This is a genomic window from Sphingomonas sp. Leaf67, from assembly GCF_001421965.1.
In the GTDB taxonomy this organism is placed as follows: domain Bacteria; phylum Pseudomonadota; class Alphaproteobacteria; order Sphingomonadales; family Sphingomonadaceae; genus Sphingomonas.
On record NZ_LMLP01000021.1, the window covers coordinates 457871 to 474468 of the forward strand.

Below are 16598 nucleotides of genomic sequence, written 5' to 3' on the forward strand. Positions count from 1 at the left end.
CTTTGCATATCGAAATCCGCTATCGCTACGCCGCATTTGAAACAAGGGCTGTTGGCACCGCACCCTGGTTATCCCGAACGACGAACAATGCATCGATAAGTTGCTTAGCGGAAACCGGCTTGTTTAGCAATGTAATGACGCCCTCGTCGACATTTACGTCATATTCTTCTGCGTTGCGCATCAGAACGGCCGGCACCGGCGCTGTCCGCAACTCCGTCCCGATCTCGGCAAGATCGCGCTCCGGCACATCGCTGCCAGCGCGGACTGCTTTCATATCCATCAACAAGGCGAGCACCCTGCCCCCGGCCAACAGCTCGCGCACCGTCGCCACGTCGTCGACGAACGCGATCGCCGCGCTGTGATCGGCAAACAGGGTCCGCATCATCCCCCGCGCGATCGGATTGCGTTCGAGAATGACCAGCTTGTCCGGACCGGCCACGTCGCCCCCGTCCGTTTCCCCCGGAGTCGCCGGCGTCACCGGCAGGTCGAGCGTGAAGGTCGACCCTTTGCCCGCGACACTCGTGACGCGAATGTCTCCACCCATCGCACGGGCGAGGTTGCGACAGATGGTCAGCCCGAGGCCGGTACCGCCGAAGCGGCGCGTCGTGCTGTTGTCGGCCTGCTGAAACGATTCGAAGACATCATCGATACGGTCGGCGGCGATACCGATGCCGGTATCGGTCACCGCGATCCGGACATGATGGTCGTCACCCTCGACTCGCAGGCCGATGCCGCCGGTTTCGGTGAACTTCAACGCATTCGACAGCAGGTTGAAGAGGATCTGACGCAGCCGTACCGGATCCCCCTCGATCCAGCGGGGGACCTGCCCGATCCCGAGCGTGAAGCGCAGCCCGCAATCCTCCGCGTGCCGCCGCGACGATCGCGCCAGCGTCTCGACCGTCTCGATCAGGTCGGTCGGAATACGTTCGACCGACAGATTGCCCGACTGCATCTTGGCGACGTCGAGAATATCGTCGACCAGCGCGCGCATCGTGACCCCGGCGTCGTGGACGATGCCCAACCGGTCACGCAGGTCGGGCGTCAGTCGCTGATCGCGCAACATCACCTGCGCCATGCCGAGGATGCCGTTGAGCGGGGTGCGGATCTCATGGCTGGTCGTCGCCAGGAAATCACCCTTGGCCTTCAACGCCTTTTCCAGCGCGACATTGCTCGCCGCCAATTCGACGTTGGCGTCGCGTACCGCATTCCGGCTCCGGCGAAGCGTAATGAGACCGAAGGTCAACAGCGCGACCAGCACCGCGACCGCAGCCGCGATGCCGCCGAACAGGATGCGCTGGTATCGCGCGCTCGCCCGCTCGAACACGATGTTGCGGCGCAGTTCCTCCTGCTTCAGCCGGGCAATGCGCAGTTCCTGGTTCTGAAAATCGAACCGCGCCGCCATCAACGCGGTCTTGGTCGAGGTGGTGAGCTTCGTCGCCTGTTCGTTCAGCCGGCTGAGTGCTTCCAGATGGGCGAGCGATTTCGGTGCATCGCCGACCGCCGAATAGACGGCATAGGCGTTCTGATGATTGTCGCGCGCGGGAAGCCCGGTCGTGCGCAGATCGACCCCGTCGAATGCGGCATCGACCAGCTGCACCGCCAACGCCGTGTCGCCGCGATCGATCGCCACCCGTGCCGCCAGTGTGCGCAGCTGGTCCAGCGAGGCCTTCGACCCCACCGCTTCCGCGATCTTCATACCCGCCATGACCGACTGCCAGGCCGCCGCATCATTGCCCGCCGCGCGCTGCGTCCGCGCGAGGTTGCGCAGGATCTGCACTTCGAACGACGGATTGTTCAGCCGGCGTACCGCGACCAGCGCCCGTTCGAAATCTACGATCGCGCGTTGATAGTCGCGCATCTCGCTGATCACGTTGCCGCGATTGTTCAGCAGCGAAACCGACAGCAGGGGATCGCCGCCATAGGTCTCGATCGCCTGCTCGTAATAGCGAAGCGCCGCTTCGAAATCGCTGCCCTGCCGATACAGGGCACCGATGCTGAGCAACGCCATGGCCTGCCCGCGCCGATCACCGGCGGCAAGATAGACGCGATAGGCCGATTGATAATCGCCCAGCGCCGCTGCCACCTGCCCCTCATCGGCGGACAAGTCGCCCCGCGTACGCAGCGCGTCGCCCTCGATCGCGACACGGGGAGAGAGCCTGGCGAGGATCGCCAGCGAACGGTCGACCGCGCGCTTGGCGGCCGCTTCCTGATCGAGCCGGATATAAGCCTCGGCCTGCAACCAGATGCTGGCGGCGACCAGTCGTGAGGAGGCACCGTCACGCTGCAGGGCGACACGCTCCAGTTCCTGCCCGGCCCGCAAACCGGCGCGGGGTTCGGCGACCAGCGCGGCGCGAATCACATCAAAACGGCGGTCCAGCGGGTCGACGCCCGGCTGCGCACTTGCTGGCAACGCGCTGGTCGCCATTAAGAGAGTCAGGGCAAGGAGCGGGAGACGCAAGCGCATTGGAGCAAACTAACCCGATTGGGTTAATGATTGGTACCGCTTAACCGGTCTTCCACTGACCTTCGTTGCGCAGGAACGACAGGCGCGGACTGGCCATCGCCGCAAGATGGCGTTCTTCCAGCAAAAAGGTGCGGAACGCAGCGAACTCGATCGGGCGGCTGATCAGATAGCCCTGCACCATGTCGCAGCCCATGACGCCGAGCAGCGCCAGCGCGGCGGGTGTTTCGACGCCTTCGGCGGTCACTTCCATGTCCAGCGCATGGGCGAGATCGATCGTCGAGCGCACGATCAGCGGATCACGGTTGCTGCTGGTCAACTGGGTGACGAACAGCTTGTCGATCTTCAATTCGCTGGCGGGCAGACGCTTGAGATAGGCCAGCGACGACAGGCCGGCTCCATAATCGTCGATCGCCAGCGGCACGCCGATCTCGCTGAACGTCCGCAGATTGGCGATCGCGCTTTCGGGATCGCGGATGACGGCGGTTTCGGTGATCTCGAACCCGACACGTGCGTCGCCTTCGCGGACGAGTCGGCAGGCCTCGCGGACGAACACCGGATCGGACAGCAAGACGCCCGACATGTTGATGAAGATCGGAATGTCGTAGCCAGCCGCCGCAAGCATGCGCTGATCGGCGATCACCCGGCGGATGGTCCACAGCGTCAGCGCACCGATGACGTTCGATCGCTCGGCGGCCTCGATGAAATCGCCGGGCAGCACCAGCCCGCGCGTCGGATGCCGCCACCGCACCAGCGCTTCGGCACTCGCCACGCATTGCTGGCGCACCCGCACCTTGGGCTGATATTGCAGGAATATCTGCCCGTCCTCGATCGCGCCGGGCAGGTCGCGCATCAGCTGGACCGGGTCGTGACCCGCGGCGGGGTCGTTCAGATCGCGTACGACATCCGCGCCGATCTGCTGTCCGTCGACAAGCGCAAGCTCGGCCGCCTCGATCAGCCGGACCTCGTCGGCCTCGCGCACCCGGCCACCCACGCCGCCGATTCGCAACGTCACGCGATAGCTTTCGCCGTTCAGGTCGAACGGCTGCACCATCGCCGCGCGGATACGCTCGGCCATGGCGTTGCCGGCCGTGGCCGAATCGCGCTCGAACTTGATCTCCAATCCGCTCCGGCCGACCGGCGTGATCCGGCTATCGGCGATCATCGCGCTCAGACGCGCGGCAATGTCGGTCAGCGCCACCCCTGCGCCGACGACGCCGAACTGCCGTCGCAACGCGGCGAAGTCCTCGATTTCGGCGAGAAACAGGAAGCGATATCCGGCAGAGGGCGCGACGGCGCATGCCGAGATCGATCCGTCGCGCACAGCGACCGGCGACAGGGGCCGCTGCCCCCTCCCGTGTCCTGACGGCCCGACCAGCGGGATATGTTCCGAATCGGCGCGTGCCATGATGTCTGACGCTACCCCGCAAACCCCGAAGCATCCGTTAACGCTCCCAATCGCGACGAGATGGTTTTCTTGTAATTTGAGATTGGCCTATGGTTAATTTCCGGTTAATAAGGTGCCGCGCTTCGGCGCTACTGGGAGACTGAAAATGCAGGCGTTTTTCGCACTGTTCCGTGATCATTACGGCGAAGACCTTCGCCCGATCTGAACGGAACATTCGCCTGGATCGGGACGGTTCGCCGCAACGATCCAGGCGTTTTTGCGGAACACCCCGCTGGAACGGCCCAAATGGCGTTCCCCTTCACCCGCTCCGTTCGAATGCGGCAAAGCTGAACTGGCGGGCACACGAAGAATCGTTGTCTTGTCGCTCGGTCGTTGGTCGCTACCTGCAACGGGACCATGACCGATCCCGTATCCCACCGCCTGACCCATCTCGAACGACTCGAGGCGGAAAGCATTCATATCCTGCGCGAAGTGGTCGCCGAGGCGGAACGCCCGGTGATGCTCTATTCGGTGGGCAAGGATTCGGCGGTGATGCTGCACCTCGCCAAAAAGGCATTCTATCCGGCCCCGCCGCCCTTCCCGTTGCTGCATGTCGACACGACGTGGAAATTCCGCGCGATGTACGATCTGCGGGACAAGGCGGCGCGCGATGCCGGCATGGAGTTGCTGGTCCACCACAATCCCGATGCACAGGCGCGCGGCATCAATCCGTTCGATCATGGCAGCCTGCACACCGATTTATGGAAGACCGAGGGTCTGAAGCAGGCGCTCGATCAATATGGCTTCGATGCCGCGTTCGGTGGTGCCCGCCGCGACGAAGAGAAGAGCCGCGCCAAGGAACGCGTCTTTTCCTTCCGCTCGGCCAACCATCGCTGGGACCCGAAGGCGCAGCGACCTGAACTATGGCATCTGTATAATGCGCGGAAAGCGAAGGGCGAATCGATCCGGGTCTTCCCGCTGTCGAACTGGACCGAGCTCGACATCTGGCAATATATCCTGCGCGAGCGGATCGAGATCGTGCCGCTCTATTTCGCTGCCCCCCGCCCGACCGTGGAGCGCGACGGGATGTTGCTGATGGTCGACGACGACCGCTTCCGCCTGTTGCCCGGCGAGGTACCGGTCGAGCGGTCGATCCGGTTTCGCACGCTGGGCTGCTACCCGCTGACCGGCGCGGTCGAGAGCGAGGCGGCGACATTGAGCGACGTCATCCAGGAAATGTTGCTGACCACCACCTCCGAACGGCAGGGACGGGCGATCGACCGCGACGCAGGGTCGGCCAGCATGGAAAAAAAGAAGCAGGAGGGCTATTTCTGATGGCAACCGCCCCCGCCTACACGCCCGATGCCCTGATCGCGGCGGATATCGACGCCTATCTGGCGCAGCACCAGACCAAGTCGCTGCTCCGCTTCATCACCTGCGGATCGGTCGACGACGGCAAATCGACGCTGATCGGCCGGCTGCTCTATGATTCGAAGATGATCTTCGAGGATCAGCTCGCCTCGCTGGAGAGCGATTCGAAGCGCGTCGGCACGCAGGGGCAGGAGATCGACTTCGCGTTGCTGGTCGATGGTCTTGCCGCCGAGCGCGAACAGGGCATCACCATCGACGTCGCCTATCGCTTCTTCGCGACCGAAAAGCGCAAGTTCATCGTCGCCGATACGCCTGGCCACGAACAATATACCCGCAACATGGTGACTGGCGCGTCGACCGCCGATCTGGCGGTGATACTGATCGACGCGCGCAAGGGCGTGCTAACCCAGACGCGGCGGCACAGCTATCTCGCGCATTTGATCGGTATCCGGCACATCGTGCTGGCGGTGAACAAGATGGATCTGGTCGGCTATGACCAGGCGACGTTCGATCGCATCGTCGCCGACTATGCCGCCTTTGCCGAATCGATCGGCATCGCCGGTTTCACCGCGATTCCCTTGTCGGGGTTCAAGGGCGACAACATCGCCGCCCTCTCCGACAACACGCCATGGTATGGCGGCCCGGCACTGATCGAGCATCTCGAATCGGTCGCGCTCGACAGCGATGCGGCGGCAACGCAGCCGTTCCGCCTGCCGGTGCAATGGGTCAACCGCCCCGACCTCGACTTCCGCGGCTTCGCCGGCCTGATCGCCAGCGGCACCATCCGTCCGGGCGATGCCGTGCGGGTGCTGCCGTCGGGCAAGACGTCGCGCATCGCGCGGATCGTGTCGATGGACGGCGATCTGACGGAGGCGGTCGCCGGTCAGTCGGTGACGCTGACCCTGACCGACGAGATCGACTGTTCGCGCGGCGACGTGATCGCCGCCGCCGATGCGCCGCCGCAGGTCGCCGACCAGTTTCGCGCGACGATCGTGTGGATGGACGGCGAACCGATGCTGCCCGGTCGCGCCTATTGGCTGAAGACCGGGGCCGGCACCGTCTCGGCGACGGTGCAGCCCCCGCGCCATGCGATCGACGTCAACACGCTGGCCGAATTGTCGGTCAAGACGCTGTTGCTGAACGATATCGGCGTGGCCGACGTCTTCACCGATCGCGGCATCGCCTTCGAACCCTATGCCGACAATCGCGACCTCGGCGGGTTCATCCTCATCGACAAGATCACCAACGCCACCGTAGCCGCCGGCATGATCGACTATTGCCTGCGGCGTAGCCAGAATGTGCATTGGCAGTCGATCGACATCACGCGGCAGGCGCACGCCGCGCAGAAGAACCAATCCCCCCGCGTCCTGTGGTTCACCGGCCTGTCGGGGTCGGGCAAGTCGACCATCGCCAATCTGGTCGAGAAGAAGCTGCACGCGCTGGGCAAGCACAGCTTCCTGCTCGACGGCGACAATGTCCGCCACGGGCTGAACCGCGATCTGGGCTTCACCGATGCCGACCGGGTCGAAAATGTCCGCCGCGTCGGCGAGGTCGCCAAGCTGATGGCCGATGCCGGACTGATCGTGCTGACCGCCTTCATCTCGCCGTTCCGTGCCGAACGCGATCTGGCGCGTTCGATGCTGCCCGCGGGCGAGTTCGTCGAGGTGTTCGTCGATACGCCGCTGGCCGTCGCCGAAGCGCGTGACGTGAAGGGGCTGTATGCCAAGGCGCGCAGCGGCGCACTGGCCAACTTTACCGGCATCGACAGCCCCTACGAACCGCCGCTCGCACCGGAAATCCATGTCGACACGACGCGCGAAACGCCGGAAGCCGCCGCCGAACGCATCGTCGAACATGTGCTCGGCATCTGGGCGCCGGTATTGTGACCGACGACGCACTTCTCGCCACCGCGATCGCCGCCGAGGCCGGCAAGCTGTTGCTCGCAATCCGGGCGGAGGGGCGCGAGACCGGCAAGGCGCTGGGCGACCGCGGCGACCGGGAAGCGAATACGCTGATCCTCGAACGACTGCGCACCGCCCGCCCCGATGCGTTCGTGCTGTCCGAAGAGTCCGCCGACGACAAGGCGCGCTGCGCCGCCGCGCAGACATGGATCGTCGATCCGCTGGACGGCACCCGCGAATATGCCGAGGGACGCGACGACTGGGCGGTGCATATCGCGCTCGCGGTCGGCGGCCGTGCCGAGGCCGGAGCGGTGGCGTTGCCGTCGCTGGGCGTCACCTTGTCGAGCAGCCCCGCACCGGTGGTGCCGCCCCGCCCCGCCCGCCCACGCATGGTCGTCAGCCGCACTCGCCCCGCGCCACAGGCGCTGGCGGTCGCCGAAGCGATCGACGCCGAACTGATCCCGATGGGATCGGCCGGTGCCAAGGCGATGGCGGTGGTGCGCGGGGAGGCCGACATCTATCTGCATGCTGGCGGGCAGTATGAATGGGACAGTTGTGCGCCGGTCGCAGTGGCGCTGGCGGCCGGACTGCACGCGTCGCGGATCGATGGGTCGCCGCTTTATTATAATTGTCAGGATACGTGGCTGCCCGATCTGCTGATCTGTCGGCGCGACGATGCGGCGCGGATCCTGCCGATCATCGCCGGTCTGGAACTGGATCGGTAGCGCACGGCTTCCAAGCGGCCGATGCCATGGTTTGACCGATCGGGACGGGTCCGACGCTTCGATCCGTTCGCCGGCAACAGGCTGCGATCGATGCCAGCCTGTGGCCCATGTCCGTCGTCCCCGCCGCCCCCGGTTGCGGCCACGAACCGTATCGCATCTGGTCACTCCGCGACCCACCTGTCAGAAGCGGACCATGGGCATTCATCATCACGACCATGGCGATCATTCCGGGCACGACCATCAGCAGCACGGGTCGCACGGGCATCACGGACATTCGCACGCACCGGCCGACTTCGGCCGCGCCTTCGCGATCGGAACGCTGCTCAACATCGGCTTCGTTCTGATCGAAGGGGCGGCGGGTTTCTGGTTCGATTCGATGGCGCTGCTTGCCGATGCCGGGCACAATCTGTCGGACGTGCTGGGGCTGCTGATCGCGTGGGGCGGGGTCGAACTGGCCAAGCGACCGGCGTCGAGGCGGTTCACCTATGGCCTCGGCGCGTCCACGATCCTTGCCGCGCTCGCCAACGCGCTGGTGCTGCTGATCGCGGTCGGGGCGATCCTGCTCGAAACGATCCAGCGGCTGGGCAATCCGCGCCCGATCGATGGCTGGCCGATCGTCTGGGTCGCGCTGACCGGGATCGTCGTCAACCTTGCCACGGCGCTGCTGTTCGCGCGCGGGCGGCATGGCGACGTCAATATCCGGGGCGCGTATCTACACATGGCGGCCGATGCAGCGGTGTCGGCGGGGGTGGTGATCGCCGGGCTGGCGATCCTGTGGACCGGGGCGGGATGGATCGATCCGGTCGTCAGTCTCGCGGTCGTCGCGATCATCCTGATCGGGACGTGGAGTCTGCTGAGCGAATCGCTGCTCCTCGCGCTACAGGCGGTGCCGCGCGGGATCGATGCGGTTGCGGTCGAGGCGCTGCTGGCCGGCCTGCCCGGCGTGGCGCGGGTGCACGACCTGCACATCTGGCCGATGAGCACGACCGAAACCGCGCTGACCGCGCATCTGGTGATGCCAGACGGGCATCCGGGGGACGCGTTCCTGACCGACCTGTCGGGACGGCTGGAGCAGGCGTTCGGCATCGGCCATGCGACCGTGCAGGTCGAGGCTGGCGACGATTGCGCGCTGACCCACGCACATTGAAGGCTATGGTCTGCGCCCCATAAGCGTATCCCCGCGCAGGCGGGGATACGATTTCCCCTAGTGAAACTTACCGCGCCACCGACACACGATAGACCATGCGGTGGTGGTACGGCTTGCCCGGTTCGACCCGTGCCGATCCGAACGCCGGCTGGTTCGGCGTATCAGGGAATTTCTGCGGTTCGAGGGCGATGCCGTCGCCCATGCGATAGACATGACGGTTCTTGCCGATCAGCGTCCCGACGATGAAATTGCCCGAATAGAATTGCACGCCCGGTTCGGTCGTCAGCACTTCGAGCACGCGGCCCGACGCCGGATCTTCGAGGCGCGCGGCGAGCTTGGGTTCGCGGGTGATCCCGGCGTCGAGCACGAAATTATGGTCATAGCCGCGCCCGGCGACGATCTGCGGATCGCGGCCGTCGCGGACATCCTGTCCGACGATCCGCCCGCGGGTGAAGTCGAACACCGTGCCCGCGACCGGGCGACGTTCGCCGGTCGGGATCAGCGCGTCGTTGACCGGGGTATAGCGGCTGGCCGGGATGGTCAGCTTGTGGGTCATCGTGCCAAGGGCGCTGCCCTCGCCACCCATGTCGAACAGCGCGTGGTTGGTCAGGTTGACGATGGTCGGCGCATCGCTCTTCGCATCGAAATCGATGGTCAGCGCGCCCTTGTCGTCGAGCGCATAGGTCACCGTCACGTCGAGCGTGCCGGGATAGCCCTGATCCCCCGCCGGACTGTTCAGCGTCATCGTCACCGACGCGCTCGGGCCGTCCTTGACCGCCACGATCCGCCACACGCGCTTGTCGAAGCCGACCGTGCCGCCGTGCAGCGAATTGGCCTTGTCGTTCTGGGTCAGCTGATACGCCTTGCCGTCGAGCGTGAACTTGCCGCCGGCGATGCGGTTGGCATAGCGGCCGATCGTCTGGCCCCAGTAATTGGGCGCGGTGACATAGCTGGCGGCATCGTCATAGCCGAGCGTGACGTCGGCGACCTTGCCTTGACGATCGGGGGCGTTGAGCGCCTGCAACGTCGCGCCCAGCGTCATGATCCGGGCGCTGACGCCGTTGCTGCCGGTCAGCGTCACCACCTCGACCGCGGTACCGTCGGGCAACTTGCCGAAGCTCGACCGTTTGGCCGTTGCCGCGTTGGCGGTGCCTGCACACCACAGCGTCGCTACCGCCAACGCACTGACCGAAATCGCCTTTTTCATCGTCACCCTCCCAAAGCCACCGGCGGGGCTATCGCGCCGCGTCCGGTTCATCGGGAGGGGTATAGTCAGACAATAACGGCTTGTTCAAGCGGGGAGCGGGTCAACGCTCAGCCGTCGCCAAGGCGCTCGATATCGGCACCCACCGCCTGCAGTTTTTCCTCAAGCCGCTCATAGCCGCGATCGAGGTGATAGACGCGGCTGACCGACGTCTCACCCTCCGCCGCAAGCCCGGCGATGATGAGGCTCATCGACGCGCGCAGGTCGGTCGCCATTACCGGCGCACCGACCAGCCCGGCGACCCCGCGCACCACCGCCGATCGGCCGGTGACGGTGATGTCCGCGCCCATCCGCGCCAGTTCGGGCACGTGCATATAGCGGTTTTCGAAGATCGTTTCGGTCAGCACGCTGGCACCGTCGGCGCGGGCCAGCAGCGCCATGAACTGCGCCTGCATGTCGGTGGCGAACCCCGGATAGGGTGCGGTCGACAGGTTGATCGGGCGGATGTCGCCGCTCGCCTCGACGAACAGCGAGGTCGCTTCCTCGCGCACCGCCACGCCCGCCTCGACCAGCGCGTCGATCGTCGCGCGCATGTCGCTGGCGACGACATTGGCCAGCTCGACCGCGCCACCGGTGATCGCGGCGGCACAGGCATAGCTGCCCGCTTCGATCCGGTCGGGCATCACCGCATAGGTCGCGCCATGCAGCTTGTCGCGCCCCTCGATGGTCAGCGTGTCGCTGCCGATGCCGTCGATGCTCGCCCCCATCGCGACGAGGCAGCGGCACAGGTCGACGATCTCCGGTTCGCGCGCCGCGTTTTCGAGGATGCTGGTGCCCTTCGCCAGCACCGCCGCCATCACCGCATTCTCGGTCGCGCCGACCGACACCACCGGGAAACGATAGCGTCCGCCCGGCAACCGCCCCCCGGGCGCGGTCGCCTTCACATAGCCCGCCGCCAGCTCGATTTCGGCGCCCAGTGCCTCCAGCGCCTTCAGATGCAGGTCGATCGGGCGGTTGCCGATCGCGCAGCCGCCGGGCAGCGACACCGTCGCCTCACCGGCGCGCGCGACCAGCGGCCCCAGGACGAGGATCGACGCGCGCATCTTGCGGACGATGTCATAGGGCGCGACCGTCGACGTCAACCGCTGGCCACGCAGCGTCATCACCCGGCCGAATTCGCTGGGGTGCGATCCCTCGATCGTGGTCGACACGCCGAACTGGTTGAGCAGATGGCCGAAGCTATCGACGTCGGCCAGCCGTGGCAGATTGCGCAGCGTCAGCGGCTCTTCGGTCAGCAGCGCGCACGGCAACAGGGTGAGTGCGGCGTTCTTCGCCCCGGAAATGACGATGCGGCCCGACAGGCGATTGCCGCCGCGAATGACGATACGATCCATGGGGCAGCTTCTAGTGAGTACGCGAGGGTGTGCAAGAGGTGCACAGCAATCCTCCCCGGCACGGGGAGGATGTATGTCGCCCGTTGCCTGGCTGCGGTGTTCGGGTCATTCTCTCGTCATCGGGACTATGGTGGAGATGATCGGTGACCGGAATCGCCGTTACGTTGCTGACGCTCGCAACGCTGATCGTCATGTCGATCCGTTTTGATCGGGGACACCGCGAGATCGCAAGGTTGCCGATGCAATGGTCTCTGTCGGGTCGTGTGAACTGGACCGCGCCGCGCCGCCTCGCGCTGGCGTTCACGCCGGTGTTGGCGGCGATCCTCCTGATCACCATCCAGATTACCGCACCCGTGCAGACCCAGCCGCCGGGGTCGGACGGGTCGGTATTGCCCGCCCTGCTAACGGCGGCGCTGTTGCTCGTCGTCACCCATGCGATTCATCTTCGGCTTTGCGACCGGATGACCAGTCGCATGAACTGACGAAGGGTATCAGGCGGAAGCCGGACTCAAGCCTTCTCCAGCGTGCACTGCAGCGGGTGCTGGTTCTGGCGGGCGAAGTCCATGACCTGCGCCACCTTCGTCTCCGCGACCTCGTAGGTGAAGACACCGCACACGCCCACGCCGCGCTGGTGGACGTGCAGCATCACCCGCGTCGCTTCTTCCATGCTCATGCGGAAGAAGCGTTGCAGGCACAGGACGACGAATTCCATCGGCGTGTAATCGTCGTTCAGCATCAGCACGCGGTAGGGCGTAGGCTTCTTGACGCGGGTTTGGGTGGCGACGCCGAGACCGGTCGAGCGGTCGTCGTCATGGTCGCGGTCGTCGCCGGCCATCTGGATGCAAAGCTGTCGAGACATGTCGCCACAAAATATGGCATGCGGGCCGGACAGGGCAAGGGGGTGCGTGGTCATATGCGCCGATTTGGAAATGACAAAAGGGGCGACCGCTCGCGCGACCGCCCCCTTCGTTAGTCCGTAAAGGTAACCGACCGCTTACGCGGTGGTCTTCACCTTGTCGGCGGCGACCGCAACGCGGTTGCTGATCGGCTGCGCGGCGTCGCCGGCCAGCTTGATCATCATTTCGGTGGTCTTCGATGCTTCGGCAACGAACGAGTCGAACGACTGGCGGACGAAATCCGACTGCAGCTTCATGAACTCGGCCGGCGACTTCACGGTCGCGAGCGTCTTGGCGGTCGAGGTCGCGTGTTCGAACGACTTGCGACCGAAGTCGGCCATTTCCTGACCCAGGGTTTCGAGGCCCTTGGCGGCGATGCGGCTGGCTTCGACCATCGCTTCGATGTTGCCCTTGGCCATTTCGTTCATTTCCTCAAAGCCCTTGGCGCCCTTTTCCATGGCGGCCTTGGTCTTCTCGTTCATGTCGGTCATCATGGTCTGCGCCTTGTTGGCGGCATTCTGGGCGGTGGCGGTCGCTTCGTTGGTGACGTCCATGGTCTTTTCCTCGACTTGTGCGGTTACGGTCTCGACCGCCGCGGTGGTTTCCTCGGCCATGACCGTGCTGGTCTCGACCGCGGTTTCGACGACTTCCACGACCGGCTCGACCGGCGGCGTCGGAATGACGGCGGCGGCGGTTTCGGCCTTGAAAGGCAATTCGACGGGAGCCGGCTTGGGCGCTGCCACGAACGGCACGGGCGGAATTTCCGCCTGCTCGGGTTCGACGGGCGGCACGAACGGTTCCGACGCGGCAGCCTCGACAGGCGCGACGGCGGCCGGTCGGGTGGATCGGGAAATGGCAGGCTTGCGCGTGCCGGTCTTCGGACCTCTGATGGCCACTCGGACATCCTCCATCTGATTACTGCTGCGGCGCATCACCTAGTCGATCGGCATGACGCTTTCAAGACGATTTTGTTGCACCGCAACATAAATATACAGATAGAAAAATCAAATGTTCTTATCGGGTTCGGACATATTCGCCCGGCGCGTCGCCCAATGCTGCTGCACTGCCGCCACCGGGAATGCGCGCCCCGGTCGCCGGCACGGCATCGCCGTCCGCCGCCGCAATCCATTGCCGCCAGTCCGGCCACCAGCTGCCCTTGGTCTCCTTCGCCCCCGCAACGAAGGCGGCGAGCGAGTCGGCCGGTTCGTCGTTGGTCCAATATTGATATTTGCCGGCGGACGGCGGGTTCACGACGCCGGCGATGTGCCCTGACCCGGCCAGCACGAACCGCAACGGCCCGGCAAAATGCTCGGTCATCTTCCACACGCTTTCGGGCGGGGCGATATGATCCTCGCGCCCTGCCTGGATATAAGACGGGGTCTTGATCGTCGTCAGGTCGATCGGCGTGCCGTCGACCGTCATCGACCCCGCCTGCACCAGCCGGTTGTCGCGGTACAGGTCGGTCAGATACCCCAGATGCCAGTTCGCCGGCAAATTGGTGACGTCGGCGTTCCAGTGCAGCAGGTCGAACGGCGCATAATCGTTGCCGAGCAGATAGTTGTTGGTGACGTAGTTCCAGATCAGGTCGCGCCCGCGCAACAGGTTGAACGTCGCGGCCATGTATCGCCCGTCGAGATAGCCGTCCTTGCCGACCTGCCGGATCATCTTCAGCTGCTCGTCATCGACGAACAGCGACAATTCGCCGGCCTGGCTGAAATCGACCTGCGCGGTGAAGAAGGTGGCGGTGGCGACCTTCGCCGCCTCGCCGCGCGCCTCCAGCAACGCCAGCGTCGCCGCCAGCGTGGTCCCGGCCACGCAATAGCCGATGGTATGCACCGATTCGACGTTCAGCGCCGCGCGCACGGTGTCGATCGCATCTATCTGCCCGCGCACGACATAATCGTCCCACGTCACGTCCTTCATCGACGCATCGGCCGACTTCCACGACACGACGAACACGCTCAGGCCCTGCTCGACCGCCCAGCGGATGAAGCTCTTCTCTGGCGTCAGGTCGAGGATGTAGAAACGGTTGATCCATGGCGGGAAGATCAGCAGCGGGATCGCCCCGACCTTTTCGGTGGTCGGCGCATAGTGGATCAGTTCGTAGAGCGGCGTGCGCTTGATGACCTTGCCCGGTGTCATCGCGACGTTGCGGCCCAGCTCGAACGCGCTGGTATCGCTCTGCGTCATCTGCCCCCTGGCCATGTCGGCCAGCATGTTCTGCATGCCCTTCAGCAAGTTCTCGCCGCGCGTCTCGATGATCTTCTCGACGACCAGCGGGTTGGTCGTGGGGAAGTTGGTCGGGCTCATCGCGTCGATCAGCCCGCGCGTGGCGAAGCGGAGCTGCTCCTTCTGCTTGGCGTCGACGCCGTCGATCGCGTCGACACCTTTCAGCATGTGGTCGGCGATCAGGAAATAGCTCTGGCGGATGAACGCGAACACCGGGTCGTCATGCCATTGCTTGGCCTTGAACCGCTTGTCGCGGGCGCGTTCGGGCGATTCGTCGACCGGCGTCGCGTTGGCGGGGTCGAGGAAGCGCTGCCACAGCTTCATCGTATCGGTCCAGAAATCGGTCTGCACCTTCAGCATCCTGGTCGGGTCGGGCAAGGCGGGCACGCGCTCCATCAGGTCAATGCCCTGTTCGAGCATCATCTGCTGCGCACGGCCGAGCATCTGCGTCCAGTGCTGCAACTCCTCGAGCGACATGGTCGGCAGGGCCGGATCGGCCGTTCCGGTCGGCTTCTCGGTCGATTCGGTCATTTTCCTCTCCATGGCGGCCCGGGCGCTCTACCGGTTAGCGGCTTCGTAGCGTAAGGACCGCATCGAAAGGAACGAGAATGTCCGACGAATTCTACCGCATGAAACGCCTGCCCCCCTATGTCATTGCGGAAGTAAACGCGATGCGGGCGGCGGCGCGTGCCGGTGGCGAGGACATTATCGACCTCGGCATGGGCAACCCCGATCTGCCACCGCCTGACCACGTCATCGAAAAGCTGGTCGAGGTCGCGCGCAAGCCATCGGCGCACGGCTATTCGCAGTCGCGCGGCATTCCGGGCCTGCGGCGGGCGCAGGCGAATTATTACGGTCGCCGTTTCGGCGTCGATGTCGATCCCGACAGCGAAGTCGTGGTGACGATGGGGTCGAAAGAGGGTCTCGCCAGCCTCGCCACCGCGATCACCGCGCCGGGCGACGTGATCCTCGCGCCCAATCCCAGCTACCCGATCCATATGTTCGGCTTCATCATCGCCGGCGCCACCATCCGCGCCGTGCCGACCACGCCCGACGAACATTATTTCGAAAGCCTCGAACGCGCGATGGCATTCACCGTGCCGCGCCCCAGCGTGCTGGTGATGGGATACCCGTCGAACCCGACCGCCGAGGTCGTCGACCTCGCCTTCTACGAACGCGTCGTCGCCTTCGCGAAGGAACATGGGCTGTGGATCATCTCCGACCTCGCCTATTCCGAACTCTATTATGACGGTTGCCCGACCCCTTCGATCCTGCAGGTCAAGGGCGCGAAGGACGTCGCGATCGAATTCACGTCGCTCAGCAAGACCTATTCGATGGCCGGCTGGCGGATGGGCTTCGGTGTGGGCAACAAGAAGCTGATCGCGGCGATGACCCGGGTGAAGTCCTATCTCGATTACGGCGCCTTCACCCCGATCCAGGCGGCGGCCTGCGCGGCGCTGAACGGTCCGCAGGATATCGTCGAAAAGAACCGCCAACTGTATCACAAGCGCCGCGACGTACTGGTCGAAAGCTTCGGCCGTGCCGGCTGGGACATCCCCTCCCCGCGCGCGTCGATGTTCGCGTGGGCACCGCTACCGCCGGCGCTGGCGCATCTGGGATCGCTGGAATTCGCCAAGCAGCTGCTGACCGAGGCCAAGGTCGCGGTCGCGCCGGGCGTCGGCTATGGCGAGAATGGCGAAGGCTATGTGCGCATCGCAATGGTCGAGAACGAACAGCGACTGCGACAGGCGGCACGCAACGTGAAGAAGTATCTTCAGTCGATGGGGGTGAATACGCCGGCTGGACGCAACGCTGGGTAACTCCCGCATCGTCATTCCGCGCAGGCGGGAATCCATAGACGCAACGTCGGCAAGTCGTTCGCT

General features: G+C 64.9%; 13 protein-coding genes. 6 read left to right on the forward strand and 7 right to left on the reverse strand.

Translation table 11 applies throughout. The annotated features are described in order from the left end of the window. Nucleotides 1-25 precede the first annotated feature (25 nt). Nucleotides 26-2464, reverse strand: coding sequence for an ATP-binding protein (locus ASE90_RS14290; RefSeq protein WP_082449824.1), 2439 nt, complete (start codon nucleotides 2462-2464; stop codon nucleotides 26-28). A gap of 40 nt (nucleotides 2465-2504) precedes the next feature. Then, nucleotides 2505-3869 carry a GGDEF domain-containing phosphodiesterase gene (locus ASE90_RS14295; protein WP_082449825.1) on the reverse strand — a complete coding sequence of 455 codons (1365 nt, stop codon included), beginning with the start codon at nucleotides 3867-3869 and terminating at the stop codon, nucleotides 2505-2507. A gap of 396 nt (nucleotides 3870-4265) precedes the next feature. Between ASE90_RS14295 and cysD the strand changes: the two genes are divergently transcribed. The 4 genes from cysD to ASE90_RS14315 all read left to right on the forward strand — a co-directional run bounded on the left by cysD (nucleotide 4266) and on the right by ASE90_RS14315 (nucleotide 8992). Further along, a complete protein-coding gene (gene cysD / locus ASE90_RS14300; RefSeq protein ID WP_056001995.1) occupies nucleotides 4266-5183 on the forward strand; it encodes a sulfate adenylyltransferase subunit CysD in 918 nt (305 codons plus the stop codon). Continuing rightward, nucleotides 5183-7105 (forward strand): sulfate adenylyltransferase subunit CysN, encoded by a 1923-nt coding sequence (gene cysN / locus ASE90_RS14305; protein ID WP_056001998.1) that lies wholly within the window; start codon nucleotides 5183-5185, stop codon nucleotides 7103-7105. Before cysD ends, cysN begins: the two co-directional genes overlap by 1 nt. Continuing rightward, the gene (locus tag ASE90_RS14310; RefSeq protein WP_156361591.1) at nucleotides 7099-7845 is read left to right on the forward strand and encodes a 3'(2'),5'-bisphosphate nucleotidase CysQ; all 747 of its coding nucleotides are present in this window, start codon (nucleotides 7099-7101) and stop codon (nucleotides 7843-7845) included. The genes cysN and ASE90_RS14310 overlap by 7 nt, the downstream gene beginning before the upstream one ends. Before the next feature lie 193 nt (nucleotides 7846-8038). Further along, nucleotides 8039-8992, forward strand: a complete 954-nt coding sequence (locus ASE90_RS14315) for a cation diffusion facilitator family transporter (RefSeq protein ID WP_056002004.1) — start codon at nucleotides 8039-8041, stop codon at nucleotides 8990-8992. 67 nt (nucleotides 8993-9059) lie between these two features. On the opposite strand, the gene ASE90_RS14320 is transcribed toward ASE90_RS14315, so the two are convergent. Together ASE90_RS14320 and murA are read right to left on the reverse strand one after the other, a co-directional pair. Continuing rightward, nucleotides 9060-10199 carry an aldose epimerase family protein gene (locus ASE90_RS14320; RefSeq protein ID WP_056002007.1) on the reverse strand — a complete coding sequence of 380 codons (1140 nt, stop codon included), beginning with the start codon at nucleotides 10197-10199 and terminating at the stop codon, nucleotides 9060-9062. 107 nt (nucleotides 10200-10306) lie between these two features. Then, nucleotides 10307-11590 carry a UDP-N-acetylglucosamine 1-carboxyvinyltransferase gene (murA, locus tag ASE90_RS14325; protein WP_056002010.1) on the reverse strand — a complete coding sequence of 428 codons (1284 nt, stop codon included), beginning with the start codon at nucleotides 11588-11590 and terminating at the stop codon, nucleotides 10307-10309. Between the two features lie 143 nt (nucleotides 11591-11733). Between murA and ASE90_RS14330 the strand changes: the two genes are divergently transcribed. After that, on the forward strand, nucleotides 11734-12072 hold the full coding sequence (locus tag ASE90_RS14330) for a hypothetical protein (RefSeq protein ID WP_056002013.1): 339 nt from the start codon (nucleotides 11734-11736) through the stop codon (nucleotides 12070-12072). Between the two features lie 26 nt (nucleotides 12073-12098). Here the strand turns inward: ASE90_RS14330 and clpS are convergent, their stop codons facing one another. The 3 genes from clpS to ASE90_RS14345 form a co-directional block, all read right to left on the reverse strand. After that, complete coding sequence (gene clpS, locus ASE90_RS14335) at nucleotides 12099-12449, reverse strand: ATP-dependent Clp protease adapter ClpS (protein ID WP_056002365.1); 351 nt, start codon at nucleotides 12447-12449, stop codon at nucleotides 12099-12101. Nucleotides 12450-12584: 135 nt separating this feature from the next. Next, nucleotides 12585-13382 (reverse strand): phasin family protein, encoded by a 798-nt coding sequence (locus ASE90_RS14340; protein WP_056002368.1) that lies wholly within the window; start codon nucleotides 13380-13382, stop codon nucleotides 12585-12587. Between the two features lie 118 nt (nucleotides 13383-13500). Then, complete coding sequence (locus ASE90_RS14345; protein ID WP_056002016.1) at nucleotides 13501-15246, reverse strand: PHA/PHB synthase family protein; 1746 nt, start codon at nucleotides 15244-15246, stop codon at nucleotides 13501-13503. A 77-nt stretch (nucleotides 15247-15323) separates the two neighbouring features. Between ASE90_RS14345 and ASE90_RS14350 the strand changes: the two genes are divergently transcribed. Beyond that, on the forward strand, nucleotides 15324-16535 hold the full coding sequence (locus ASE90_RS14350; RefSeq protein WP_056002019.1) for an LL-diaminopimelate aminotransferase: 1212 nt from the start codon (nucleotides 15324-15326) through the stop codon (nucleotides 16533-16535). Nucleotides 16536-16598: the final 63 nt, after the last annotated feature.